Annotated in this window: 20 protein-coding genes and 1 tRNA gene; all 21 read right to left on the bottom strand. The window is 62.3% G+C overall.

The features are described 5' to 3' along the window. Positions 1-8 precede the first annotated feature (8 nt). Positions 9-1,082: a poly(R)-hydroxyalkanoic acid synthase subunit PhaE gene (locus tag AC3CBN_RS12455; protein WP_488633334.1), complete on the bottom strand. Its 1,074-nt coding sequence runs from the start codon at positions 1,080-1,082 to the stop codon at positions 9-11. A gap of 179 nt (positions 1,083-1,261) precedes the next feature. Further along, positions 1,262-3,367, bottom strand: coding sequence for a polyribonucleotide nucleotidyltransferase (pnp, locus tag AC3CBN_RS12450; protein WP_488633333.1), 2,106 nt, complete (start codon positions 3,365-3,367; stop codon positions 1,262-1,264). A 19-nt stretch (positions 3,368-3,386) separates the two neighbouring features. Continuing rightward, positions 3,387-3,656, bottom strand: a complete 270-nt coding sequence (gene rpsO / locus AC3CBN_RS12445; protein ID WP_266151271.1) for a 30S ribosomal protein S15 — start codon at positions 3,654-3,656, stop codon at positions 3,387-3,389. 154 nt (positions 3,657-3,810) lie between these two features. Then, positions 3,811-4,734 (bottom strand): tRNA pseudouridine(55) synthase TruB, encoded by a 924-nt coding sequence (truB, locus tag AC3CBN_RS12440; RefSeq protein WP_488633332.1) that lies wholly within the window; start codon positions 4,732-4,734, stop codon positions 3,811-3,813. Between the two features lie 267 nt (positions 4,735-5,001). Beyond that, a complete protein-coding gene (gene rbfA / locus AC3CBN_RS12435; protein ID WP_488633331.1) occupies positions 5,002-5,385 on the bottom strand; it encodes a 30S ribosome-binding factor RbfA in 384 nt (127 codons plus the stop codon). 134 nt (positions 5,386-5,519) lie between these two features. After that, positions 5,520-8,405, bottom strand: coding sequence for a translation initiation factor IF-2 (gene infB / locus AC3CBN_RS12430; RefSeq protein WP_488633330.1), 2,886 nt, complete (start codon positions 8,403-8,405; stop codon positions 5,520-5,522). A gap of 125 nt (positions 8,406-8,530) precedes the next feature. Beyond that, the gene (gene nusA / locus AC3CBN_RS12425; RefSeq protein WP_488633329.1) at positions 8,531-10,036 is read right to left on the bottom strand and encodes a transcription termination factor NusA; all 1,506 of its coding nucleotides are present in this window, start codon (positions 10,034-10,036) and stop codon (positions 8,531-8,533) included. Positions 10,037-10,084: 48 nt separating this feature from the next. Continuing rightward, entirely contained in the window at positions 10,085-10,600 is a 516-nt protein-coding gene (locus tag AC3CBN_RS12420) for a ribosome maturation factor RimP (RefSeq protein ID WP_488633328.1), read from the bottom strand. A 205-nt stretch (positions 10,601-10,805) separates the two neighbouring features. Further along, positions 10,806-10,882, bottom strand: a tRNA-Met gene (locus AC3CBN_RS12415). A gap of 112 nt (positions 10,883-10,994) precedes the next feature. Further along, positions 10,995-12,434, bottom strand: a complete 1,440-nt coding sequence (gene nuoN, locus AC3CBN_RS12410; protein ID WP_488633327.1) for an NADH-quinone oxidoreductase subunit NuoN — start codon at positions 12,432-12,434, stop codon at positions 10,995-10,997. A 6-nt stretch (positions 12,435-12,440) separates the two neighbouring features. Continuing rightward, entirely contained in the window at positions 12,441-13,949 is a 1,509-nt protein-coding gene (locus tag AC3CBN_RS12405) for an NADH-quinone oxidoreductase subunit M (protein WP_488633326.1), read from the bottom strand. Between the two features lie 13 nt (positions 13,950-13,962). Continuing rightward, positions 13,963-16,008, bottom strand: coding sequence for an NADH-quinone oxidoreductase subunit L (gene nuoL, locus AC3CBN_RS12400; RefSeq protein ID WP_488633325.1), 2,046 nt, complete (start codon positions 16,006-16,008; stop codon positions 13,963-13,965). Between the two features lie 4 nt (positions 16,009-16,012). Then, on the bottom strand, positions 16,013-16,318 hold the full coding sequence (gene nuoK, locus AC3CBN_RS12395; protein ID WP_267224279.1) for an NADH-quinone oxidoreductase subunit NuoK: 306 nt from the start codon (positions 16,316-16,318) through the stop codon (positions 16,013-16,015). Further along, on the bottom strand, positions 16,315-16,968 hold the full coding sequence (locus AC3CBN_RS12390; RefSeq protein ID WP_488633324.1) for an NADH-quinone oxidoreductase subunit J: 654 nt from the start codon (positions 16,966-16,968) through the stop codon (positions 16,315-16,317). The genes nuoK and AC3CBN_RS12390 overlap by 4 nt, the downstream gene beginning before the upstream one ends. Before the next feature lie 12 nt (positions 16,969-16,980). Continuing rightward, on the bottom strand, positions 16,981-17,472 hold the full coding sequence (gene nuoI / locus AC3CBN_RS12385; RefSeq protein WP_430389507.1) for an NADH-quinone oxidoreductase subunit NuoI: 492 nt from the start codon (positions 17,470-17,472) through the stop codon (positions 16,981-16,983). A gap of 8 nt (positions 17,473-17,480) precedes the next feature. Then, positions 17,481-18,509: an NADH-quinone oxidoreductase subunit NuoH gene (gene nuoH, locus AC3CBN_RS12380; RefSeq protein ID WP_488633323.1), complete on the bottom strand. Its 1,029-nt coding sequence runs from the start codon at positions 18,507-18,509 to the stop codon at positions 17,481-17,483. A gap of 4 nt (positions 18,510-18,513) precedes the next feature. Then, positions 18,514-20,835: an NADH-quinone oxidoreductase subunit NuoG gene (gene nuoG / locus AC3CBN_RS12375; protein ID WP_488633322.1), complete on the bottom strand. Its 2,322-nt coding sequence runs from the start codon at positions 20,833-20,835 to the stop codon at positions 18,514-18,516. Next, positions 20,832-22,142, bottom strand: coding sequence for an NADH-quinone oxidoreductase subunit NuoF (nuoF, locus tag AC3CBN_RS12370; protein WP_488633321.1), 1,311 nt, complete (start codon positions 22,140-22,142; stop codon positions 20,832-20,834). The genes nuoG and nuoF overlap by 4 nt, the downstream gene beginning before the upstream one ends. Before the next feature lie 12 nt (positions 22,143-22,154). Beyond that, complete coding sequence (gene nuoE, locus AC3CBN_RS12365) at positions 22,155-22,682, bottom strand: NADH-quinone oxidoreductase subunit NuoE (RefSeq protein WP_488633320.1); 528 nt, start codon at positions 22,680-22,682, stop codon at positions 22,155-22,157. An 18-nt stretch (positions 22,683-22,700) separates the two neighbouring features. Then, entirely contained in the window at positions 22,701-23,930 is a 1,230-nt protein-coding gene (locus AC3CBN_RS12360; RefSeq protein ID WP_488636725.1) for an NADH-quinone oxidoreductase subunit D, read from the bottom strand. Positions 23,931-23,957: 27 nt separating this feature from the next. Beyond that, entirely contained in the window at positions 23,958-24,686 is a 729-nt protein-coding gene (locus tag AC3CBN_RS12355) for an NADH-quinone oxidoreductase subunit C (protein WP_488633319.1), read from the bottom strand. Between the last annotated feature and the right edge of the window lie 2 nt (positions 24,687-24,688).

Here is a 24,688-nt window from a genome sequence, read left to right as displayed (position 1 = left end):
GGCACTCCTTACTTGCGTGTGCGCGTGGTGCCGCGCACGACAGACTTGCGGGCGACCACCGCGGCGGCCGGCTTGGCGCGTTGCACGACGGCCTCTTCCTCTGACGCGCGCTTACCCCCGCGCGCGGAGGGTTTCTTTGCAGGAGCCTTCTCTGCCCCGGGCTTGGCGGAGAGCTGGCGCTTGAGCGCAGCCACTTCCGCGCGCAAGGTTGTGACATCTTCCGAGTCCGTGGACGAAGCACTGGCGCGCAACTCGCGACGCAGCTCATGCAGGCGCTTGCCCAAGGCAGTGACCTCGCTGCGCGTAGGTATGCCCAGTTCACGGCAGAGCGATTCAAGTTGCTGTTGCTGCAACTCGCGAACGCGGCTTTGCGCGTTGACCATCAGGCCATAGACATGGCGAAATTCGTCAGAAAGCGCGATCTGTGCGTACGCTTCCTCCGCACCATCCACCCACAGGTCGTATAGCGCCTTGAGCGATTCCACCGGCTTGGACGAAGGACCGAGCGCGACGAGCTTCGCGTGCAAGCGCTCGAATCCTTCCTTGTTGGCGCGCTGGATGAGTGCCTGATACTTGTTGTAGCTGTCCACATACTCGCGCATGGCGGCAGCCAGCGCCTGCTGATGCAACTGGCGCTCTCGGGTGTAGCCAAAGGCAGCGAGATGCTCGACGTCGAACGAGAATCCACCAGCGCCCAGCGGGCTCTGACTCGCCTGCAACCAGCCCTGCCACTGCTGCGCAAAGCTGCGCGCGGCCTCGCTGTCGAGACTGGCAAAGGCATGGCCAAAGGGTTGGCCGCCGAGGCTTGAAAACAGCTGCTGCAGCTGCTGCGGCCAATCGGTACCACCCTGCCCCAGCCCACTGCTGGCTGCGCCCTGTAGCCACTCACCGTAACCCTTGAGAGCGGTCATGCTGCGCGAGAGCAGATCGTCGCCTGCGCCTGCATGAAACATAGGCGAGACCGACGCAAAAGGGTTGGCCGTGGTCGTCGTTTGCTGTTGCAGATAACGGGTCCAGGCGTCCCAGGATTGCTGCGCGAGCGCCTGGTAATCCTTCAGAAAATCACTTGCCTGGTCAGCCATGCCCACATCCTCATCGCATTGTCGGCATCCTAGCAAAAGCGTGTTGCAGCGGACGCAAAAACCCCATTAGGAACGGAGTGTTTGGCTCACCTCCGGCGCAGCAAGAAATTTCGCAGCGCACCAAAACGCAAAAGCCCGGCACGAGGCCGGGCTTTTGCTTGTTACTGCGAGGCAGCGACTTAGGCGTTGGCGCCTTCGTCCTCGGCCACGGCCTTCATGGACAGGCGGATACGGCCTTGCTTATCCACTTCCAGCACCTTGACCTTGACGATATCGCCTTCCTTCAGCTTGTCGGAGACCTTCTCCACGCGCTCGCTGGAAATCTGCGAGACGTGAACCAGACCGTCCTTGCCCGGCATGATGGTGACGAATGCACCAAAGTCCATCAGCTTGGCGACCTTGCCCTCGTAGATGCGACCCGGCTCGACGTCGGACACGATCTGCTCGATGCGCGCCTTGGCGGCGTTGGCAGCCTCACGGTTGACCGAAGCGATGATCACGGTGCCGTCATCGCTGATATCGATGGTGGTGCCGGTCTCTTCGGTGATCGAGCGGATGGTGGCGCCGCCCTTGCCGATGACTTCGCGGATCTTGTCCGGATGGATCTTGATGGTGAGCAGGCGCGGGGCGTACTCGCTCATCTCCGAACGGGCGGTGGTGATGACCTTGGCCATCTCGCCGAGGATATGCAGGCGACCCTGCTTGGCCTGGGCCAGCGCGGTACGCATGATCTCTTCGGTGATACCGTCGATCTTGATGTCCATCTGCAGCGCAGAAATACCCTCAGCACTACCAGCCACCTTGAAGTCCATGTCACCGAGGTGATCTTCATCACCCAGGATGTCAGAGAGCACGACGAAGTCGTCGCCTTCCTTGACCAGACCCATGGCAATACCGGCCACCGGCGACTTGAGCGGCACGCCGGCGTCCATCATGGCCAGCGAGGAACCGCACACCGAAGCCATCGACGAGGAGCCGTTGGACTCGGTGATTTCCGAGACCACGCGGATCACGTACGGGAACTCTTCGATGGACGGCTTAACAGCCTGCACGCCGCGCTTGGCGAGACGGCCATGGCCGATCTCACGACGTTTCGGCGCGCCGAAACGGCCAGCCTCACCCACCGAGAACGGCGGGAAGTTGTAATGGAACAGGAAGGGGTCCTTCGACTCGCCTTCCGGCGCGTCGATGATCTGCGCATCGCGGGTGGTGCCCAGCGTGGTCACGACCAGCGCCTGCGTTTCACCGCGGGTGAACAGCGCCGAACCGTGGGTACGCGGCAACACACCGACGCGCACGGTGATCGGGCGGACGTCGTCCAGGTTACGACCGTCGATGCGCACCTTGGTCTTCAGCACGCCGTCGCGCATGGTGTGGTACTCGAGCTCGGCGAATTCCTTCACCAGCTCGGCGCCAGCCCAGCCCTTCGCCTCGGCGTCAGCCTTGAGCGAAGCGAGCACGTCGGACTTGATCGCGGCGATGGCGTCGCGACGCTGCAGCTTGTCGCGCACCTGGAACGCTTCGTCCAGCTTGCTGCCGACGGCGCCCTTGAGGGCTGCGACCAGCGACTCGTTGCGGGCCGGCGGCTGCCAGTCCCACGACGGCTTGGCGGCCTCGGTGGCCAGCTCAGCGATCGCACGGATGGCGGTCTGCATCTGCTGGTGACCGAACACGACGGCGCCGAGCATGACATCCTCGGACAGCAGCTTGGCTTCGGATTCCACCATCAGCACGGCGTTGGAGGTACCGGCAACAACCAGGTCCAGCGATGAGGTCTTCAGCTCGGTCGCGGTCGGGTTCAGCAGGTACTTACCGTCGACGTAACCGACGCGGGCAGCGGCGATCGGGCCCTTGAACGGGATGCCGGCGAGGCTCAACGCGGCGGACGCACCCAGCATGGCCGGGATGTCACCGTCGATCTCCGGGTTCATCGAGACGACCTGTGCGATGACCTGCACTTCGTTCTTGAACTCTTCCGGGAACAGCGGGCGCACCGGGCGATCGATCAGACGCGAGGTGAGCGTCTCCTTCTCGGTCGGACGGCCTTCGCGCTTGAAGAAGCCACCCGGGATACGACCGGCGGAGTAGAACTTCTCGACGTAGTCAACGGTGAGGGGAAAGAAATCCTGCCCCTCTTTCGCCTTGGATGCAGCTACCACAGTGACGAGCACCACGGTGCCGCCCATGCTGACCATAACGGCACCGGAAGCTTGGCGGGCGATTTCGCCCGTCTCCAGTGTGACTTCGTGATTACCGTACTGGAATGACTTGGTTACTTTCGCCACGTGTTTTGTCCTTGTCCGGTTAACGGCGCAGGCCGAGGCGCTCAATCAGGGTCTGATAGCGAGCGAGGTCGCGATCCTTGAGGTACGAGAGCAGGCTCTTGCGGCGGTTTACCAGCTGCAACAGACCGCGGCGGGAATGATGATCCTGCTTGTGCTCTTTGAAATGACCGGTGAGGTGGTCGATGCGGGCCGACAGCAGGGCAACCTGGACTTCCGGCGAGCCTGTGTCGTTCGGCACGCGGCCGAAATCAGCAATGATCTTGCTGGTCTGTTCTACGGTGAGGGACATGAGTATCTCTTCCTTAAAAGCCGATGCGAAGCTTGCGCAACATCACGGGATGACGTTGCGCAAGCTTCGCCTTGATGAATGAAAATTCTGAAACAAGCTGCGTATTGTAGCGACCGGAGCCCTATGACAACAAGACCGTCATGGTTGACGGCCATTACTCGGCAGATACCGGCAGGTTGAAACCACGCACGATGCGCAGCTTTCCGTCTACCGCATCGCCCAGGACCAGCAGGCGACCGTCCTCGGCGAATACCGCCAGCGGCCCGGTCATCAAGGGATCCAGCGGAATCTGCTGCCCCTGTGAGACGGCTGCGGTGCGCTCCGCATCCAGATGCAGCACGGGCAACCCCGCCAGGCCAGCCGACACCGGCAGCAACAGGGCCAGCAAGACATCGTCGCCCTGCTCCGCCGCGGCTTGAAGCTGCTCGACCGTCACCATGGTCGGCTCTCTGAACGGTTCCACCCACAGGCGACGCAGTCCAGTCAGATGCGCGCCGCAGCCCAAGTCCTCGCCCAGATCCACGGCGAGGCTGCGCACGTAGGTGCCTGAGCCGCATTCGACGTACAGGGTGAAGCTGTCGTCCGTGCGGGAGAGCAGGTCCAGCCGATACACATCTACTTCGCGTGAGGGCACTTCCACTGCCTCACCACGCCGCGCCTTGACGTATAGCGGCTCACCATCGCGCTTGATCGCCGAATAGACGGGCGGCACCTGGGTGATGCGCCCGCGCAGCTTGGCCAGCGACGTCTCGATGGCCGCGTCGGTCAGCGCTGGCACCGGCCGCTCTTGCACAATCTCGCCTTCGAGGTCGGCCGTGGTGGTAGTGGCGCCAAGCTTGCACTCGGCCAGATAGGCCTTGCGCGAGCCCAGCAACATGCCGGCGAGCTTGGTGGCCTCGCCGAAGCACAGCGGCAGCAGGCCGGTAGCCAGCGGATCGAGCGCGCCGGTGTGACCGCCCTTCTCGGCCCGAAAAATGCCCCTGCGAACAACCTGCAAGGCCTCGTTGGAGCTCAGCCCCAACGGCTTGTCCAACAGCACGATGCCGTGCAGTTCGCGAAAACGAATGCGGCGCTTCATGCGGGCGTGTTCACCCTAACCAAGCGGCCCGCGCCGGGAGCTGTTCTCCCGCAGACCAAAGAAGAACGAGGGAGCGTACGTCGGTACACCACCGAGTGATGACGCAGGCATGAGGGCAAACAGACCCGGCCCTCTGGGTTGCCTTGCCCAGCCCGCCATGCGGCAGCGCGCTGCTTGACCAAACGGCCAGCCTGCCCTGCGCGACGCACTTCCATCTGACGGCTTGGGCAAGGTAACGCTGGCCATTTGGTTAGGGTGAACACGCCCTTAGTCCTCGGTGCTTTCCTCGTCCGAGGCCGGGGTGCGCGCAGCTTCCTGCCGCAACAGGCTTTCGATGCGCTCGCCCTTGTCGACCGAGTCGTCGTACTTGAAGCGCAGCTCCGGCACACGACGCAGGCGCATGGTACGCGACAGCTCGCGGCGGAATTCGATTGCCAGCTCCTTGAGCCCCTTCATGGCCTCGACGGAACGCTCCGGTTGCAGCGCGGTGACCCACACCGTGGCCCAGTCGAGATCACGAGTGACCTCCACGTCCGACACGCTGACCGAAGGCAGGCCATGGTCGCGCACGGCGGCATGGACCAGCAGGGCCAGTTCGCGGCGCAGTTCGGCACCGACGCGGTCGGTACGCTTGAAATCGCGTGAAGGCATGTCGCACTCCTTTCAACCAAGGGCCTGCCGGCATGGCCGGCCCCGAAAAACGAAGCGAGCGATGTGGATGCCACACCGCCCGCCTGGGAAACATCACTGAAGATGCAGGCCCGCATGGAGCGGACCAGCCACCGTTACAGCGTGCGGGCCACCTCGATACGCTCGAAGCATTCGATCTGGTCACCGACCTTCACGTCGTTGTATTGCTTCACGGCGATACCGCATTCCATGCCGTTGCGCACTTCGTCGACCAGGTCCTTGAAGCGACGCAGCGATTCCAGTTCGCCCTGGAAGACCACGGTGTTGTCACGCAACACGCGGATCGGTTTGCTGCGCTTGACCGTTCCTTCGATGATCATGCAACCGGCCACCGCGCCGAACTTGGAGCTGCGGAACACTTCGCGCACCTGCGCGACGCCGATGATCTCCTCGCGCACTTCCTTGCCCAGCAGACCCGAAGCGGCCTGCTTCACCTGGTCGATCACGTCATAGATGATCGAGAAGTAACGGACATCGAGGCCGGAGGTATCAATCACCTTGCGTGCCGAAGCGTCGGCACGCACGTTGAAACCGATGACCAGCGCCTTCGATGCCGCTGCGAGCGTGGCGTCGGACTCGGTGATGCCGCCGACGCCGGCTGCGATCACGTTGACCTTCACGTTCTCGTTGCCGATTTGGCTGAGCGACTCGCGCAGCGCCTGCACCGAACCCTGCACGTCTGCCTTGACCAGAATGTTGAGCGTCTGCTGCTCGACACCCTGGCTCATCAGCGCCATGATGTCCTCAAGGCGGTTGGCCTTGCTGACCATGCGCGTCTCGCGACGCTTGAGGTGACGCTCTGCAGCCACTTCGCGGGCGAGGCGCTCGTCGGCCACCACGACGAAGTCGTCACCGGACTCCGGCACGCCGGACAGACCCAGCACCTGCACCGGAATCGACGGGCCGGCTTCCTGCACCGTCTTGCCGCCCTCGTCGATCAGAGCACGCATGCGGCCATACTCGATACCGCAGACGACGAAGTCGCCGCGCTTGAGCGTGCCCTGCTGCACCAACACCGTCGCCACCGGACCGCGACCGCGATCCAGGCTGGACTCGATCACCACGCCGGAGGCGGGGCCATCTTCCACGGCCGTCAGCTCCATCACTTCAGCCTGCACCGAAATGGCGTCAAGCAGAGCGTCGATGCCCATGCCCGTCTTGGCCGAGACCGGCACGAACGGCGTGTCACCACCCCACTCTTCCGGAATCACTTCCAGATTGCCGAGGCCCTGCTTGACGTGGTCCGGATTGGCGTCGGACTTGTCCATCTTATTGAGCGCAACGATCAGCGGCACCTTGGCGGCACGCGCGTGCTGCACGGCTTCCGCCGTCTGCGGCATCACGCCGTCGTCGGCCGCGACCACCAGCACCACGATGTCGGTGGACTGGGCGCCGCGTGCGCGCATCGAGGTGAACGCCGCGTGGCCCGGGGTGTCCAGGAACGTGATGACGCCCTTGGGCGTTTCCACGTGATAGGCACCGATGTGCTGGGTAATGCCACCCGCTTCGCCCGAGGCGACCTTGGTGCGACGGATGAAGTCCAGCAGCGAGGTCTTGCCGTGGTCGACGTGGCCCATGATGGTGACCACCGGCGGACGCGGCTTCTTCTCGCCTTCCAGCTCGGCGTTCTGGGTATGTGCGGCCAGCGTGGCTTCGGCGTTGTTCTCGCTCACGGCCACGGCATTGTGGCCGAGTTCCTCGACCACCAGCACGGCGGTGTCATGATCGATGGCCTGGTTGATCGTGGCCATCACGCCCATCTTGAATAGGGCCTTGACCACTTCCGAAACCTTGACCGCCATCTTCTGGGCGAGATCGGCGACCACGTTGTTGTCGCCCACCATCACGTCACGCACGACCGGTGCCGTGGGGCGCGAGAAACCATGCGCACCACCGGCGCCTGCAGACGCACTGCCCCGCGACACGTCGCGGTTCGGACCCCTGCCCGGCTTACCGCGCTTGTTGGAGCGACGAGCGCGATCGGCATCGCTCAGATGCAGCTCTCCGCCGGCAAAACGCTTGCCACCCGGTGTGTCGTCGCGTTCGCGACCGTGACGGGACTTGTTGCGATTGTCGCCAGCACCGGCACCAGCCGTGGCACCAGCAGGCGCAGCGGCACCCGCGACGGCGGGACCCGGGCGGGTTGCTGCGGGACCCGGGCGGGTTGTTGTTGCAGCAGGCGCGGCGGCTGGAGCAGGTTTCGGCGCCGGGGCAGCCGGCGTAATGACGACCTTCTTCTCGCGGCGACGCGGCTCATGGATGGTCGGCACGATCATGCCGAACAGGCTGTGATCGACGCGCTGTGGCGAAGCGACTTCGGCAACCGGAGCCTTCTCCGTCGACTCGACCACGGCCGGTGCGGCGACAGGTTCTGCTGCGGGCGTCGCGGTGTGGCTGGGATCGGCCGTCTGCTGCGCCTTGGCGCGCGCGGCAACTTCAGCCTCGGCCTGCTGACGGCGATGTTCCTCTTCTGCCTCGCGCTGGCGCTGGGCTTCCTCAGCACGCTGCTGCGCTTCTTCCTGGCGACGGCGATCGGCCTCGACGCGCTCGCTTTCTTCATGCTCGCGCTGCTGATGCGACTCCTGCAGCTTGCGCACGGCGTCCTCACGCTCGACGTCACTGCTAGCTTCTTCGGCGATAACGCTGCGCTTGACGTAGGTGCGCTTGGCGCGCACTTCCACGTTCACCGTCTTGGCGCCGCCAGTGGCCCCGCGGCCGCCTGGCGTGGCGACTTTCAGTTCGCTGACCTTGCGGCGCTTGAGCGTGATCTGGCGCGGCGAGCTGTCATCCGTCTCGGTGGTGCTGACTTCGGCCTTGCCGTGCGTACGGCGCAGGAAACCGAGCAGTTTCACCTTTTCGGTGCTGCTGATGATCTGCTCCGGATCGGAGAATTTCATACCGGCCTCGCCAAGCTGACCAAGCAGCTTGTCCACCGGCATGCCAAGTACCTTGGCGAGTTGTTTGATTGTTACGTCCGACATCGTGTTCTTTCTCCGCCGTTCCCGCGCTAAGTCCGTGAGGCATCGCCTGCACGTCCAACCCCATCCCTGGTGGAGAGCATTTCAGCTCTCCTCGGCGCGCCCATCCAGGGCGCTGCCGCCCGCGGTTAGCCACCCTTCTCCAGACGCGCGATCATCGGCGCACGTGCAGCCATGATCAGCGCGGCAGCGCGATCCTCGTCCATGCCTTCGATATCGATCAGGTCGTCAACCGCTAGGTCGGCCAGATCGTCTACGGTCACCACTTCGCGCGAAGCCAGCGCAAACGCGGTGGCTTCGTCCATACCCGGCAGGGAGAGCAGCTCTTCCGACGGCTGATGCTCGTCGATGCCCTCTTCCACGGCCAGTGCCTCGGTCAGCAGCGCATCGCGGGCACGGGCGCGGAGTTCCTCGACGATATCTTCGTCGAAGCCTTCCACGGCCAGCAGCTCGGCGCTGGGCACATAGGCGATTTCTTCCACGCTGGAGAAGCCTTCCTGCACCAGGATGTTGGCGATCTCCTGATCCACTTCCAGCTTGTCCATGAACAACTGGCGAGCGCTTTCCTGCTCGGCTTCGCTCTTGGCGGCAACCTGGTCCTGCGTCATCACGTTGAGCTGCCAGCCGGTGAGCTTGCTGGCGAGGCGCACGTTCTGGCCACCGCGACCGATAGCCTGGGACAGCTTGTCCTCAGCCACGGCGATGTCCATGGAGTGCTTCTCTTCGTCCATGATGATGGACTGCACTTCGGCCGGCGCCATCGCATTGATGACGTACTGGGCTTGGTTCTCGTGCCACAGGATGATGTCCACGCGCTCGCCATTGAGTTCGTTGGACACCGCCTGCACGCGCGAACCACGCATGCCGATGCATGCGCCGATGGGATCGGTGCGAGTGTCGTGCGCGACCACGGCGATCTTGGCGCGGTCGCCCGGATCACGGGCACAGCCCTTGATCTCGACCAGGCCCTGCCCTACTTCCGGCACTTCGAGCTTGAACAGCTCGATCATGAATTCTGGCGCGGCGCGCGAGACGAACAGCTGCGGGCCACGGGCTTCCGAACGCACTTCGTAGAGGTAGCCGCGGACGCGGTCACCGACGCGGGCCGACTCGCGCGGAATCGTCTTGTCGCGCGGAATGAAGGCCTCGGCGTTGCTGCCCAGGTCCAGATAGACGTTGCCGCGCTCGACGCGCTTGACGATGCCGGTGACCAGCTCGCCCACGCGCTCTTGGAACGCATCGACTACCTGCTGGCGCTCGGCTTCGCGTACGCGCTGCACGATTACCTGTTTGGCGGCCTGCGCGGCGATGCGGCCGAACTCGGCGTTCTCGATCTGCGCCTCGATGTACTCGCCAACCTCGGAGTCTTCGCGCTCATCGAGGGCGTCCATCAGGCGCACTTGGTGGAACGGGGATTCCATCTCGCCGTCGTCGGCGATGATTTCCCAGCGGCGGAAGGTCTCGTAGTCACCGGTGTGGCGATCGATGGACACGCGAATATCCGGATCTTCGTCCGGATAACGCTTTTTGGCCGCGGAAGCGAGTGCCGCTTCCATGGCCAGGAAAATCACTTCGCGCGGCACGCCCTTTTCATTGGCAACCGCGTCAACCACCAGCAAAAGTTCTTTGCTCATTGCAGCAACTCCGTAGACGCCATCAGCGCCCGATCGCTTTCGATTGATTTACTTTGTGGTCTTCTTGCCCGGCTTTCCGCCTAGCTTGGGCTGCGGCACATAACCGAGCGCCACCCAATCAGGCACAACGCGCGCACTTTCCACTGCGTCATGGTCGAACTCGAAGGTCTTGCCTTCGGCTTCCAGCGAGATCCGCTCGCCATCGACCGATACCACCTTGCCGCGCAAGCGGCGACGTCCTTCCAGGGGCGCCTTCAGCAAAATCTTCACTTCCCCACCGGCCACCTTGGCAAACTGCGCCGCCGTGAACAGCGGACGGTCAATGCCCGGAGAGGAGACCTCAAGCACGTAATGGCCCGGGATCGGGTCCTCCACGTCCAACAGCGCCGATATCTCGCGACTGGCCGTCTCGCAGTCTTCGAGGCCAACCTCGCGACCTTCCGTATCCAGATAAACCCGCAGGGTACTCTGCCCCTGCGACGGGGTGAACTCCACGCCGATGCATTCCAGCCCCAAATCAGCCAGAACTTCGGTGAAGCGTTGAGCCAGTGCCTGCGTATCCATAGTTCGCCTACCGTTAACAGTCGCCAGAAACAAAAAATGGGCTCAAGCGGCCCATTCCCTTATCTCGCCGATGTCCCGACCCATCCAGACTCTTTCCGGGGCACCTGCTCATGCAGCATCTAAGCGGCATGTGACGCACGTGCGACGCTTCCATGCGCCCAACAAAAAAGCCTCCCGAGGAGGCTTTCTTGTTCTAAGAAAGATCTGGTAGCGGGGGCAGGATTCGAACCTGCGACCTTCGGGTTATGAGCCCGACGAGCTGCCAGACTGCTCCACCCCGCATCAGAGTCCGAGAATATTAGCGAGATGGCCGAATTCTTGCAAGCCTTTTCGCTAATTAATTTCACATTTCCGCAAAAACCATCGTGGCGGAAACAGCCCACCGCGATCGGCGTCAGCCCACGAACACTCGCTGACACCATCCGAACAACGGGCCCCAGGCAACGCCGAGCACCAACAGCGCCAACACGTTCAATGACAGCACCAGACGTACCGAAATGTCGCTTTGCAGACGGATCTCCGTACCTTCGACCGGCTTGTCGAAGTACATGACCTTGACCACGCGCAGGTAGTAGTACAAACCGATGATTGCAAACACGGCACCTACGATGGCCAACCACATGAAGCCTGCGTGGATCGCGGCCTGCAACACAAGCAACTTGGCGAAGAAGCCGAACATCGGTGGCACGCCAGCCAGCGAGAACATCACCAGCATCATCAGGAAGGCCGCCCACGGCGAACGCTGGTTGAGGCCCTTGAGGTCGTCAATCTCCTCGCACTCAAAACCTGCACGAGCCAGCGCCAGGATCATACCGAAGGCCGCCGCACTCATCAGCGAGTAACTGATGGCGTAGAACAGTGCCGAGGCATAACCTTCCGGACCGGCGTTGACCAGGCCCAGCAGCAGGTAACCCATGTGCGAGATGGTCGAATAGGCCAGCAGGCGCTTCAAGTTGCTCTGCACGATGGCCACGAGGTTGCCGATTGCCAGCGACAGTACGGCCAGGCAAGCCAGCATCAGCTGCCAATGCTGCGACAGGTCACCCAGGCCGGACGCCAGCAGGCGATAAGCCATGCCGAATGCGGCTAACTTCGACGCCGAACCGATGAAGATCGTCACCGCCGTGGGCGAACCTTGATAGACGTCCGGGATCCACATGTGGAACGGCGCCGCACCAAGCTTGAAGGCGATACCTACGATCATGAAGATCAGGCCGAACACCAGCAGGTGCGGCATGGCCGTGTGCGTGCTAGCCATGTGCAGGTGCACCAGATCCAGCGTGCCGGTGGCGCCGTAGACCATCGACATGCCGTACAACAGCATGCCCGACGACAGCGCGCCCAGCACGAAGTACTTGATGGCTGCTTCCGAGGACAACCGAGAGTCGCGATTGAGTGCAACCAACGCATATGACGAAAGCGTAAGCAGCTCCAGGCCCAGATACACAGTGAGCAAGTTTCCGGCCGACACCAGCAGCATGATGCCGATCACCGCGAAGATGGTCAGCGTGTAGAACTCGCCGACGAACAGTTTGCGGTCCATCAGGTAAGGCTTCGCGTAGACGAACACCAGCGCCGTACTTAGCAGTGCAAAGACCTTGAGGACTTCGGCCACGCCGTCACGCACGAACATGCCGTTGAACGCAGTCACCGGCTGACTGGGCTGGCCGCCCACCACCAGATAGATGGCCACCAGCAGCACGGCAATGGAGAGCCAGTGCAGCAGCGGACGCTGCTCGGCCTTCATGAAGGCATCCAGCAACAGCAGCAAGCACGCCGCCGCCACCAGATACAGCTCTGGCAACAGGATCAAAATGTCATTGAAATTCGGCATGATCACTTAAACCTTGTGGTTGCCAAGCTGCGTTACCAGCTGCGTCACGGACACATCCATCAGATGGATCAGCGGTTGCGGCCAGATGCCAAGGGCCAGCACGGCGGCGGCAAAGGAGCCCAGCACAAACCATTCGCGACCATTGATGTCTTTCATCTCAGCCACGTGCGGATTGGTGATATCGCCCCACAGCACGCGCTTGACCATGTACAGCGTGTAGGCGGCGCCGATGATCAGGGTGAAAGCGGCGAAGAGCGCGATCCACGGGTTAGCCTGGAAGCTGGCCAGGATCACCTGGAACTCACCCACGAAACCGCTGGTACCCGGCAGACCACTGTTGGCCATGGCAAACAGCACGTAGAAGAAGCCAAACCACGGCATCACGTTGATGACGCCACCGTAGTCCTTGATCTGGCGGGTGTGCATGCGGTCATACAGCACGCCGATGCACGAGAACATCGCGCCCGACACGAAGCCGTGCGAGATCATCTGCACCATTGCGCCCTGCATGCCGAGCTTGGCTGCGTCCAGATTGTTGGCACCGCGCACCAGCATGAAGGCAATGAAGATGCCGAGGGTGACGAAGCCCATGTGCGCCACGGACGAGTACGCCACCAGCTTCTTCATGTCCTCCTGCACCAGCGCGATGTAACCGATGTAGACCACCGCGATCAGGCTCAGGCCGATCACCACCCAGGCATAGGCCTCGGAGGCGTCAGGCGTAATCGGCAGCGAGAAGCGCAGGAAACCGTAGCCACCGATCTTCAGCATCACCGCCGCCAGCACCACCGAACCACCAGTGGGCGCTTCCACGTGAGCATCCGGCAACCATGTGTGCACCGGTACCATCGGCACCTTCACCGCAAACGCGATGAGGAAAGCGAAGAACAGCCAGCTCTGTTCCTTCATCGTCAACGGCAGCGCCGCCAGCGTGTTCAGATCGAACGAGCCTGCCTTCAGGTACAGGTAGATCAGGCCGACCAACATGAAGATGGAGCCGAAGAACGTGTAGATGAAGAACTTCAGCGTGGCGTACACACGACGCGGACCACCCCAGACACCGATGAGGATGAACATCGGGATCAGCATGGCCTCGAAGAACACGTAGAAGAGCAACGCGTCGGTGGCACAGAACACGCCGATCATCAGGCCCTCAAGCACCAGCATGGCAGCCATGTACTGATGTGGGTTGACCTGGATGACGTCCCAGGCACCGACAATCACAAGGATGCCGACGAAGCTGGTGAGCAGGATCAGCGCAATGGAGATGCCGTCGACCGCCAGGCTGTAGTGCACCCCAAGCGAGGCAATCCACAGATGGTCTTCGGCCAGCTGCTTGGCGCTATCGGCTGCGTTGTACTGCGACAGCAGATAGAGGCTGAGCACGAAGGTAGCAATGGCGACAAGCAACGCGATCCAGCGTGCGCCGTTGGGCCGACCGGAGCCGGCGAGCAATACCGGGATGGCCCCCACGACGGGAAGCCAGATCAGCAGGCTGAGCAAATGATTGAACATGGAGCAGGTTCCCTTATTGCCCGACCAGCCAATACCCGCCAAGCAGCAGGATCAGGCCGAGAATCATCGCGAAGGCGTAGTGATAGAGGTAGCCGGACTGCAGGCGGCGAACGCCACCCGCAACCCGGTCCACAAGAGCCGCCGAACCATTGACCAGCACACCGTCGATCACGGCTGCGTCACCACCCTTCCACAGGGCACGACCCAGCGCGATGCCGCCACGCGCGAAGACGATGTAGTACACCGCGTCGAACCAGTACTTGTGGTTCAGCACGTTGTAGATCGGCTTGAGTGCATTCTTGATGCGATCGGCCACGGCCGGGTTGAACAGATAGATGTAGGTCTGGATAGCGAATGCCGTCGCCACCAGCCAGAACGGCAGCTGCGTAAATCCATGCAGCGCCATCGACGCCGCGCCGTGAAACTCCTTGCCGAGCTCGCCCAGTACGTTGTTCGCCTCGTGCACCTGGATGGCGCCACCGAACCACTCGCCAAACAGCAGCGGCTGGATCGTGAAGAAACCGACCAGCAACGACGGGATCGCCAGCAACACCAACGGCAACGTCACCACCCACGGCGATTCCTTCGGCGTCTCGTGCATGATGCCTTGGTCGTGATGACCGTGGTCATCCTTGTGCGAGACATGGTGATGCTCGTCATGACCATGTCCGTGATCATGGACCACCGTGAAGCGCTCCTTGCCATGGAAGGTCAGGTACATCTGGCGGAAGGTGTAAAGCGCCGTCACGAAAGCGCCAGTCATCACGCAGAAGTAGGCGTAGTTGGCGCCCCAGCGGTGCGACTCACCCACTGCCTCGATGATCGCGTCCTTCGAGTAGAAGCCCGCGAAGAACGGCACGCCGCACAGCGCAAGCGAACCGATCCACATCGTGATCCAGGTGATCGGCATATATTTGCGCAGGCCGCCCATGTAGCGCATGTCTTGCTCATGGTGCATGGCAATGATCACCGAGCCCGCACCGAGGAACAGCAGCGCCTTGAAGAAAGCATGCGTCATCAGGTGGAACACCGCGCCTGAGTAGGCGGATACACCCAGCGCCACCGTCATGTAGCCAAGCTGCGACAGTGTCGAGTACGCCACCACACGCTTGATGTCGTTCTGCACGATGCCGATCAGGCCGGTAAACAGCGCACCGGTGGCACCGATCACCATCACGAAACTCAGCGCGCTCTCCGACAACTCGAAGAGGGGCGACATTCGCGCCACCATGAAGATGCCGGCGGTCACCATCGTCGCCGCATGGATCAGCGCCGAGATCGGGGTCGGGCCTTCCATGGAGTCCGGCAGCCACACATGCAACGGCACCTGGGCAGACTTGCCCATCGCACCGATGAACAGCAACACGCCGATCACCGTGGCGGCGTCCCAATGAGTGTTCTGGGTGATCTGCAGCGTCTTGCCGACAAGGCCGTTGGCGTTGCCGAAAGCCGTGGCGTAATCCAGCGTTCCAAGGAAATACAGGATCGCGGCAATACCGAGTAGGAAGCCAAAATCGCCCACGCGGTTGACCAGAAACGCCTTGAGGTTGGCGAAGATCGCCGTCGGGCGCTTGTACCAGAAGCCGATCAGCAGGTACGACACCAGGCCCACCGCCTCCCAGCCGAAGAACAGCTGCATGAAGTTGTTGCTCATCACGAGCATCAACATCGAGAAGGTGAACAGCGAGATATAGCTGAAGAAGCGCTGGTAGCCCGAATCCTCGTGCATGTAGCCGATGGTGTAGATGTGCACCAGCAGCGACACGAAGGTCACCACCACCATCATCATGGCGGTCAGGCGGTCGATCAGGAAACCAACGTGCGCGCTGTAGTTTCCGATCTCAAACCAGGTGTAGATGTTCTGGTTATAGATCGGGGCGCCGCCAGCGGTGAGCTGATACAGCACGTAGAACGACAGGCCACAGGAGATCGCCACGCCAAGAATGGTCGCGGTGTGCGAGCCGGCACGGCCGATGATGCGACCGAGAAAACCCGCCAGCAGGCAACCGACAAGCGGAGCCAGCGCGATGGTCAGCAAAATGGATGTAGACAGTTCCATCGGCTCAGCCCTTCATGCTGTCGATTTCGGCGACGTTGATGGTGCTTCGGTTGCGGAACAGCAACACCAGGATCGCCAGGCCGATGGCGGTTTCCGCCGCAGCCACGGTAAGGATGAAGAACACGAACACCTGCCCTGCTACGTCGCCCAGGAATCGAGAGAACGCCACGAAATTGATGTTCACCGCGAGCAACATCAGCTCGATCGACATCAGGAGCACGATCACGTTCTTGCGGTTGATGAAGAGGCTGGCCAGAGCGATGCAGAACAGCACCGCGCCTAGCACGATGAAATGCGCGAGCGTGATCATGGGGTGGTCTCCTTGCCCGGTGCCGGCTGGGGTGCGGCGGGAACTTCCGCTGCCATCTTCACCAGGCGAACGCGGTCACGCGGATTGACGCGTACCTGTTGCGAGGCTTGCTGGTGACGCGTACCGGTGCGATGACGCAAGGTCAGCACCACTGCGGCTACTACGCCGACGGTGAGGATCAGCGCTGCAATCTCGAATGGCAGCAAAAACTGCGTGTAGAGCGCATTGCCCAGCCACTCGGTATTGGACATGCCGGCAGCGGCGGCTGGGTCGGCGCCCATCACGGCTTGGTGCATGGCACGCACTCCAATCAGCGCGAGCATCTCGCCCAGCATGACCAGAGCCACGATGATGCCCACCGGCAGATACTTGATGAAGCCTTCGCGCACCCGCTCCTGGTTGATGTCCAGCATCATCACCACGAACAGGAACAACACCATCACCGCACCCACGTAGACCACGATGAGGGCGATGGCGAGGAACTCGGCCTCGGCCAACAGCCAGATGCAGGCAGTGCTGAAGAATGTCAGCACCAGCGACAGCACAGCCTGCACCGTGTTGCGCAAGGTGATTACGCCCAGCGCAGCCACCACGGTCACCGCGGCAAACGCGTAGAAGCAGACGAGTTGGAACATTTGCGAATCGATCATGATGTCCCGTCCTCAGCGATACGCGGCGTCTTGAGCGCGGGCAGCCGCGATGTCCTGCTCGAAGCGGTCACCAATGGCGAGCAGCTGCGGCTTGGTCACCACATTCTCGCCACGCTGCTCGAAGTGATACTCATGGATATGGGTCTCGACGATCGAGTCGACCGGGCAGCTCTCTTCGCAAAAACCGCAGAAGATGCACTTGAACAGGTCAATGTCGTAGCGCGTGGTCCGGCGCTGGCCGTCGCTCTCGCGCGGCGCCGAGTCGATGGTGATGGCCAGGGCCGGGCACACCGCCTCGCAGAGCTTGCACGCGATGCAACGTTCTTCACCGTTGGCGTAACGGCGCAGCGCGTGCAAACCGCGGAAACGGTTCGACTTGGGGATGTGCTCCATCGGGTAGCGCATCGTGTACTTCGGGCTGAACATGTAGCGCATGGTCAGGCCCATGCCCTTGAACAGCTCGATGAGCAGCAGGCTCTTGAAATAGTGAGTAACTCGGGACATGTTCTTCTTCAGCCTCCCGTGCCGACGGTGACCCAGCCGTAATACTTCATGCAGCCGGCGACGAGGACCCAGATGATGGTGATGGGAATGAATACCTTCCAACCGAGCCGCATGATCTGGTCATAGCGGTAGCGCGGGAAGCTGGCGCGGAACCAGAGAAACAGGAAGGCGAACATGAAGGCCTTCGCAAACAACCAGAAGAAGCTGCCCTGCCCGATGAAGCCCCAGGTGGCCGGGAACGGCGACAGCCAGCCCCCCATGAACAACACCGCGGCCAGGAAGCTGACCAAAATCATGTTGGCGTATTCGGCCAGGAAGAACAGCGCGAAGGCCGACCCCGAGTACTCCACGTGGAAGCCGGCGACGATTTCCGACTCGCCCTCCGCCACGTCGAACGGCGCGCGGTTGGTTTCGGCCACACCCGAGATGAAGTAGATGATGAAAACCGGCAGCAGCGGCCACATGAACCAGTCAAGGAAGCCCTTATGGCCGCCCTGCGCATGCACGATGTCGGTGAGGTTCAACGAACCCGCCAGCACCAGCACGCAGACCAGACACAGGCCCATGGCCAGCTCGTACGAGATCACCTGCGCGGCGGAACGCATTGCGCCCAGCAAGGCGTAACGCGAGTTAGATGCCCAACCGGCGAGGATGATGCCGTACACGCCCAGCGAGGTCATCGCCAGCAGGTAGAGCACGCCGGCATTGACGTTCGCCAGCACCATCTTGTCGTTGAACGGAATCACCGCCCACGCTGCGAGTGCGGGAATCAAGGCCAGCATCGGCGCCAGGTAGTAGAGCACCTTGTTTGCACTGGTCGGAAGGATCACTTCCTTCAGCAACAACTTGACCACGTCCGCGAAGGCCTGCAGCAATCCAAAAGGACCGATCTTGTTGGGCCCCATGCGCACGTGCATCCAGCCAATGACCTTGCGCTCCCAGTACACGAACATCGCGACCGCAATGACCAGCGGAAGGATGATGGCCAAGATGTAGAGCACCGGCCAAATGATCAGGTTGAGAATCTGTTCGCCCATGTGCTTATGCCTTGCTCAGGGTGAGAGCCGCGCCGTACGGCGGCAGCGTGACAGTGTCGTCGTGTGCGGCTTCGATCCAGGCGGCGCCATCAGGCACGGCCGTGTCGATCACCAGCGGCAGCACCGTGTCGGCGACGCGAACCACCGCGCCCTCGCTCAGGCCCAGACGCTGTGCTTCGCTTCCGTTCACACGCACGGCGGGTGCGCGATTGAGCGGATGCTTGCTCAGCGCGGTGGCTCGGCGCAGAACGGCGTCCGTGCGATAGATTGGCCAAGTGGCCAGGCGACTCAAACCACCAGCCGCCGCACGCGGTGCCAGCTCGGCGCGAGCCTGATGGCCACGCTCACTGATGCCCTCGCGCAAACCGGCCAGGTCGTCGAATTCGAAGCCGGCGACCTTCAGTACACCGCCAAGTGCACGCAACACCTTCCAGCCCGGCCGTGTTTCGCCCGGTGCCTTCGCACCGGCGGCCACGCTCTGCGACAGCCCATCGACATTCATGAGCGTGCCGTCGATCTCCGGCAGCAGCGCGATCGGCAGAATAACGTCGGCCACTTCGCGCAGCGCCGCACCGGCATAGGCCGAGAATGCGATCACGCGCTCGGCACCCTTCAGCGCCTTGAGGAAAGCAGCGCCATCGGCCACATCCAGCGCCTCGACGCCATACAGCACATAGGCTTTGCGTGGCTGCGCGAGCATTGCCTGCGCATCGAGACCGCCGTTGCCCGGCAGCACACCTACGCGAGCCAGGCCAATGGCATTCGCGCCCACCGGCAGTTCGTTGTAACTGGCACCGGTGGCTTCCGCGATAAAGCGGGCCACGGCACGCAGCCACGAAGCCTGCGGATGCGTCACTGCCGCTTCGCCGAGGATGACCGCAGCGCTGCCACTCTTGAGCTCGGCGATAGCGTCCTTGTCGCCCTGGTCGGATGACGCGCCATTGATCGCGGCAGCCAGCGCGGACGGGGCAGTTGCACCCGCTTCGACAGCAGCCTTTGCCAGCGACAGCAGTGCATCAACCAGCGCCTGCGGCGCCACGATGGCTTCGCCGGCCAGCTTGTAATTGAAGTTGAAGCTCGCCGGATTGACGGCGTAAACCTTGGCGCCCTTCTTCACCGCCTGGTGGATGCGGTGATTGACCAGCGGCATCTCGTGACGCAGATCCGAGCCGACCAGCAGCGCCGCCTTGACCTTGTCCAGTTCGGCCACCGGCTTGGCGAAGGTCGTCGCCACTGCATTGTCGGCAAAGTCGAGCTGGCGCACGCGATGATCGATGTGGGCGCTACCCAGACCACGGGCCAGACGAACCAGCAGATCGCCTTCCTCGTTGGTCGTGGCTGGATGAACCAACACACCCAAATCGCTGCCCGGCACAGCCTTGAGCGATTCGACGGCGGCACCCAGCGCGTCTTCCCACGTGGTGGTCTGCCACTGGCCGTTGCGCTTGACCTGCGGTGCGCTCACGCGATCTTCGGCGTACAGGCCCTGATGGCTGTAGCGGTCGCGGTCGGACAACCAACATTCGTTGATCGATTCGTTATCGCGCGGCACCGTGCGCAGCACTTCGCCGCGGCGTGTGTGCAGCCACAGGTTGGAACCGAGCGCATCGTGGTAGGCAATGGACGGCTTCGCCACCAGCTCCCAGGCGCGTGCCTGGAACTGGAACGGCTTGTTAGTGAGCGCACCCACCGGGCAGACGTCGATGATGTTGCCCGACAGCTCCGTCTCGATGGTCTTGCCGATGTAGGTACCGATCTGCAGGTTGTCGCCGCGGCTCATGCTGCCGAGCTCGTAGGTGCCGGCGATCTCGCTGGTGAAGCGCACGCAACGCGTGCACTGGATGCAGCGGGTCATCTCGGTGGCGACCAGTGGACCGAGGTTCTCGTCGGCGATGGTGCGTTTGCGCTCGGTGTAGCGCGATACGCTGCGGCCATAGCCCAGCGCGACGTCCTGCAGTTCGCACTCGCCGCCCTGATCGCAGATCGGGCAGTCGAGCGGATGGTTGATCAGCAGGAACTCCATGACGTCCTTCTGATACTTCAGGGCGACGTCAGTACGGGTTTTCACCTTCATGCCTTCGGCCACCGGCGTGGCGCAGGCCGGCTGGGGCTTGGGCATGGGCTTGCCACCCATCTCTACCTCGACCAGACACATGCGGCAGTTCGCGGCGATGGGCAACTTGCGGTGATAGCAGAAACGCGGGATGGCGATGCCGATGGCGTCGGCCGCCTCGATGATCATCGCGCCCTTGCGGATCTGCGTGGGCTTGCCGTCGATCTCGATGTTCAGCAGATCAAGGGCGGGTGTAGCGGGCTGCGCACTCATGCGGCGGCTCCAAGCTTGTCGTCGACGATCGAGCGGCCATTGACGATGTAGTACTCAAATTCATCCCAGAACTGGCGCAGGAAGCCCTGCACTGGCCACGCAGCGGCTTCGCCGAACGCGCAGATGGTGTGGCCTTCGATCTGGCCGGCAATGGCCTTCAGGCGATGCAGGTCTTCCATGGTGCCCTGCCCGTCCACGATGCGCGTCAGCACGCGGTGCATCCAGCCGGTGCCCTCGCGGCACGGAGTGCACTGTCCACAGGATTCCTTGTGGAAGAACTGCGAAATGCGGCGGGTGAAACGTACGGTGCAGACGGTGTCGTCCAGCACCACGATGGCGCCCGAACCCAGGCCAGTCTTGAGGTCGCGCAAGGTGTCGTAGTCGAACGGCAGGCCCTTCAACTGCTCGGCGCGCAGCACCGGCATCGACACGCCGCCAGGAATCGCACCCTTCAAGGTACGGCCCGGACGCAGACCGCCGGCCATTTCCAGCAGTTCGTCGAAGGTGGTGCCCAGCGGCACTTCAAAGTTGCCGCCCTTCTGCACACAACCGGAGACCGAGAAGATCTTCGGGCCACCGTTCTTGGTCTTGCTCTGCGCCAGGAACCAGTCGGCACCCTTGCGCAGGATGGCCGGCACCGAAGCGTAGGTTTCGGTGTTGTTGATGGTGCTGGGCTTGCCATACAGGCCGAAGTTGGCCGGGAACGGCGGCTTGAAGCGCGGCTGGCCCTTCTTGCCTTCCAGCGACTCCATCAGCGCGGTTTCTTCGCCGCAGATATAGGCACCGGCGCCGAGTGCGCCATAGATGTCGACATCAAGGCCGGTGCCCTGAATGTTCTTACCCAGCAGACCCGCCGCATACGCTTCCTTCAGAGCCTCTTCGAAATGCTCGAACGGCTCGTGATGGAACTCGCCACGCAGGTAGTTGTAGGCAACGGTGGAACCGGTGCAATAGCACGCGATGGCCATGCCTTCGATCACCGAGTGCGGGTTGAAACGCAGGATGTCGCGGTCTTTGCAGGTGCCGGGCTCGGATTCGTCCGAATTGCAGAGGATGTACTTCTGCATATTGCCCTTCGGCATGAAGGACCACTTCAAGCCGGTCGGGAAACCTGCGCCGCCGCGGCCGCGCAGGTTGCTCTTCTTGATCTCTTCGATCAGTGCGTTCGGGTCGGGCTTCTCGGCGAGGATTTTCTTCCACGCTTCATAACCACCGACCTGGGTATAGCTGTCCATCGCCCACGGCTTGTCGAAATGCAGCGTGGTGTAGACAACCTGGTGTTCCTGGGGTGCGGGTCCGTAAGTCATTGCGCCCTGCCCTTACTTGAGACCGTCGAGAATCTGATCGATCGATGCGATCGACAGCTTCTCGTGGTAGTGACCATTGACGGTCATCGCCGGCGCACTGGCGCAGGCGGCGATGCATTCTTCTTCGCGCTTCAGATACACGCGACCATCGGCCGTGCTTTCGCCCAGCTTGATGCCCAGCTTCTTCTCAGCATGAGCCACCAACTCCTCGGCGCCATTGAGCCAGCACGAGACGTTGGTGCAAATGGCGACGTTGTTGCGGCCGACGGGCTTGGTTTCCAGCATCGAGTAGAAGCTGGCCACCTCATACGCCCACACCGCGGGCAGTTCTAGATACTTCGCAACGGCAGTGATCAGTTCGTCGGTGAGGAAGCCGTGGTTCTGCTCCTGTGCGACGAACAGCGCCTGGATCACCGCCGAACGCTTGCGATCCGGCGGAAAGCGGGCAACCCACTCGTCAATGTGATGACGGGTGTGGTCGTTGAGTTCGACGAGCGGGTCGACGTTCTTGACCTGCTCGTAATTTCCGGTGGCTTTCATGTGTGCTTTCCTCCGGGCTCAGCGATCGACTTCGCCGAACACGAGGTCATAAGTACCGATCATCGCTACCACGTCGGCCAGCATGTGGCCGCTCGTGGTGGCGTCCATCGACGACAGATGGGCGAAGCCCGGTGCGCGCAAATGCACGCGGAACGGCTTGTTGGCGCCATCGGAGACCAGATAGCAGCCGAACTCGCCCTTGGGCGCCTCGACCGCGGCGTAGGTTTCGCCGGCTGGCACGCCGTACCCTTCGGTAAACAGCTTGAAGTGATGAATGAGGGCTTCCATGTCCTCCTTCATGCCTTCGCGGCTGGGCGGCGCGACCTTGTAGTTCTGCACGATCACCGGGCCCGAGTTCGCCTTCAGCCACTTCACGCATTGCTGGATGATGCGGTTGGACTGGCGCATCTCCTCGACGCGCACCAGGTAACGGTCGTAGCAGTCGCCGCCCACGCCCACCGGGATGTCGAAATCCACTTCGGCATATTTGGCGTACGGCTGCTTCTTGCGCAGATCCCACTCGATACCCGAACCGCGCAGCATCACGCCAGTCATGCCCCAGGCCTGCGCCTTTTCGGGCGGGATGACGCCGATGCCGACCGTGCGCTGCTTCCAGATACGGTTGTTGGTGAGCAGCTCTTCGTACTCGTCTACCTTCGACGGGAAGTCGTTGGTAAACGCCTCGATGAAGTCGAGCATCGAACCTTCGCGCCAGCTGTTGAGGCGCTTCAGGTCCTTGCCCTTATGCCAAGGCGACTCGCGGTACTGCGACATGTGATCGGGCAGATCGCGATAGACGCCGCCAGGACGGTAGTAGGTCGCGTGCATGCGCGCGCCCGATACGGCCTCATAGACGTCCATCAGCTCTTCGCGCTCACGGAACGCGTACAGGAACACGGCCATTGCGCCCAGGTCGAGCGCGTTGGAGCCGATCCACATCAGATGATTCAGGATGCGGGTGATTTCGTCGAACATGGTGCGGATGTACTGCGCACGCTCAGGCACCTCGATACCCATGAGGGTTTCGATGGAGCGCACGTAGGCATGCTCGTTGCACATCATCGACACGTAGTCGAGACGATCCATATAGCCGATGGACTGGTTGAACGGCTTGGACTCGGCCAGCTTCTCGGTGCCGCGATGAAGCAGACCAATGTGCGGATCGGCGCGAACGACAGTTTCGCCATCCATCTCCAGCACCAGGCGCAGCACGCCGTGCGCAGCGGGATGCTGCGGGCCGAAGTTCATCGTGTAATTGCGGATCTCTTGCACGGATTAGTTCCTCCGCCAGTCGTCGGCGGCTTCGGCCTTGGCCTGCACCAGGTCGGCGTCGTCACGGATGACACGCGGCACCAGCACGCGCGGTTCGATCGACACGGGTTCGTACACCACACGCTTCTGCTCGGGGTCGTAGCGCACTTCGACGTTGCCGATCAGCGGGAAGTCCTTGCGGAACGGATGACCCACGAAACCGTAGTCGGTGAGGATGCGGCGCAGGTCCGGGTGGCCTTCGTAGACGATGCCGAACAGGTCGAACGACTCGCGCTCGAACCAGTTCACGCCCGGCCAGATACCCGTCAGCGACGGCACGATCGGCAGCAAGTCGTCTTCGCAGAACACGCGTAGGCGCAAGCGATGGTTGTTTTCCAGCGACAGCAGGTGCACCACGGAGGCGAAGCGGCGCGGCAGGGCTTCGGGACGCGGACGATCAGCCCACTTGAAGCGGCCCATGGCCTCGCCTTCCACGCCGCGCGAGAAGCCGGTGCCGGTGACGGTTTCCGTATCCCACTCGGTCTGGCCGTAGCCGAGGTAGTCGATGCCACACACGTCGATCGGCACGCCAAAGCGGAACGGTGCTTCGTCGCGCAGCGCGGTGGCCACCGCGAGCAGGTCGGTGGCAGCCACTTCGGCGGTCACTTCGTTGCGGACGATGCCGATCGACAGCGTGTCGCCGAATCGCGCGGACAGACGCTCGACCAGCGAGTTCGATTGCGTATCAGTCATGA

The organism is Dyella sp. OK584 (genome assembly GCF_057787755.1).
Note: the sequence above shows the minus strand (reverse complement) of the source record. Positions and strands in the feature narration are given on the sequence as shown.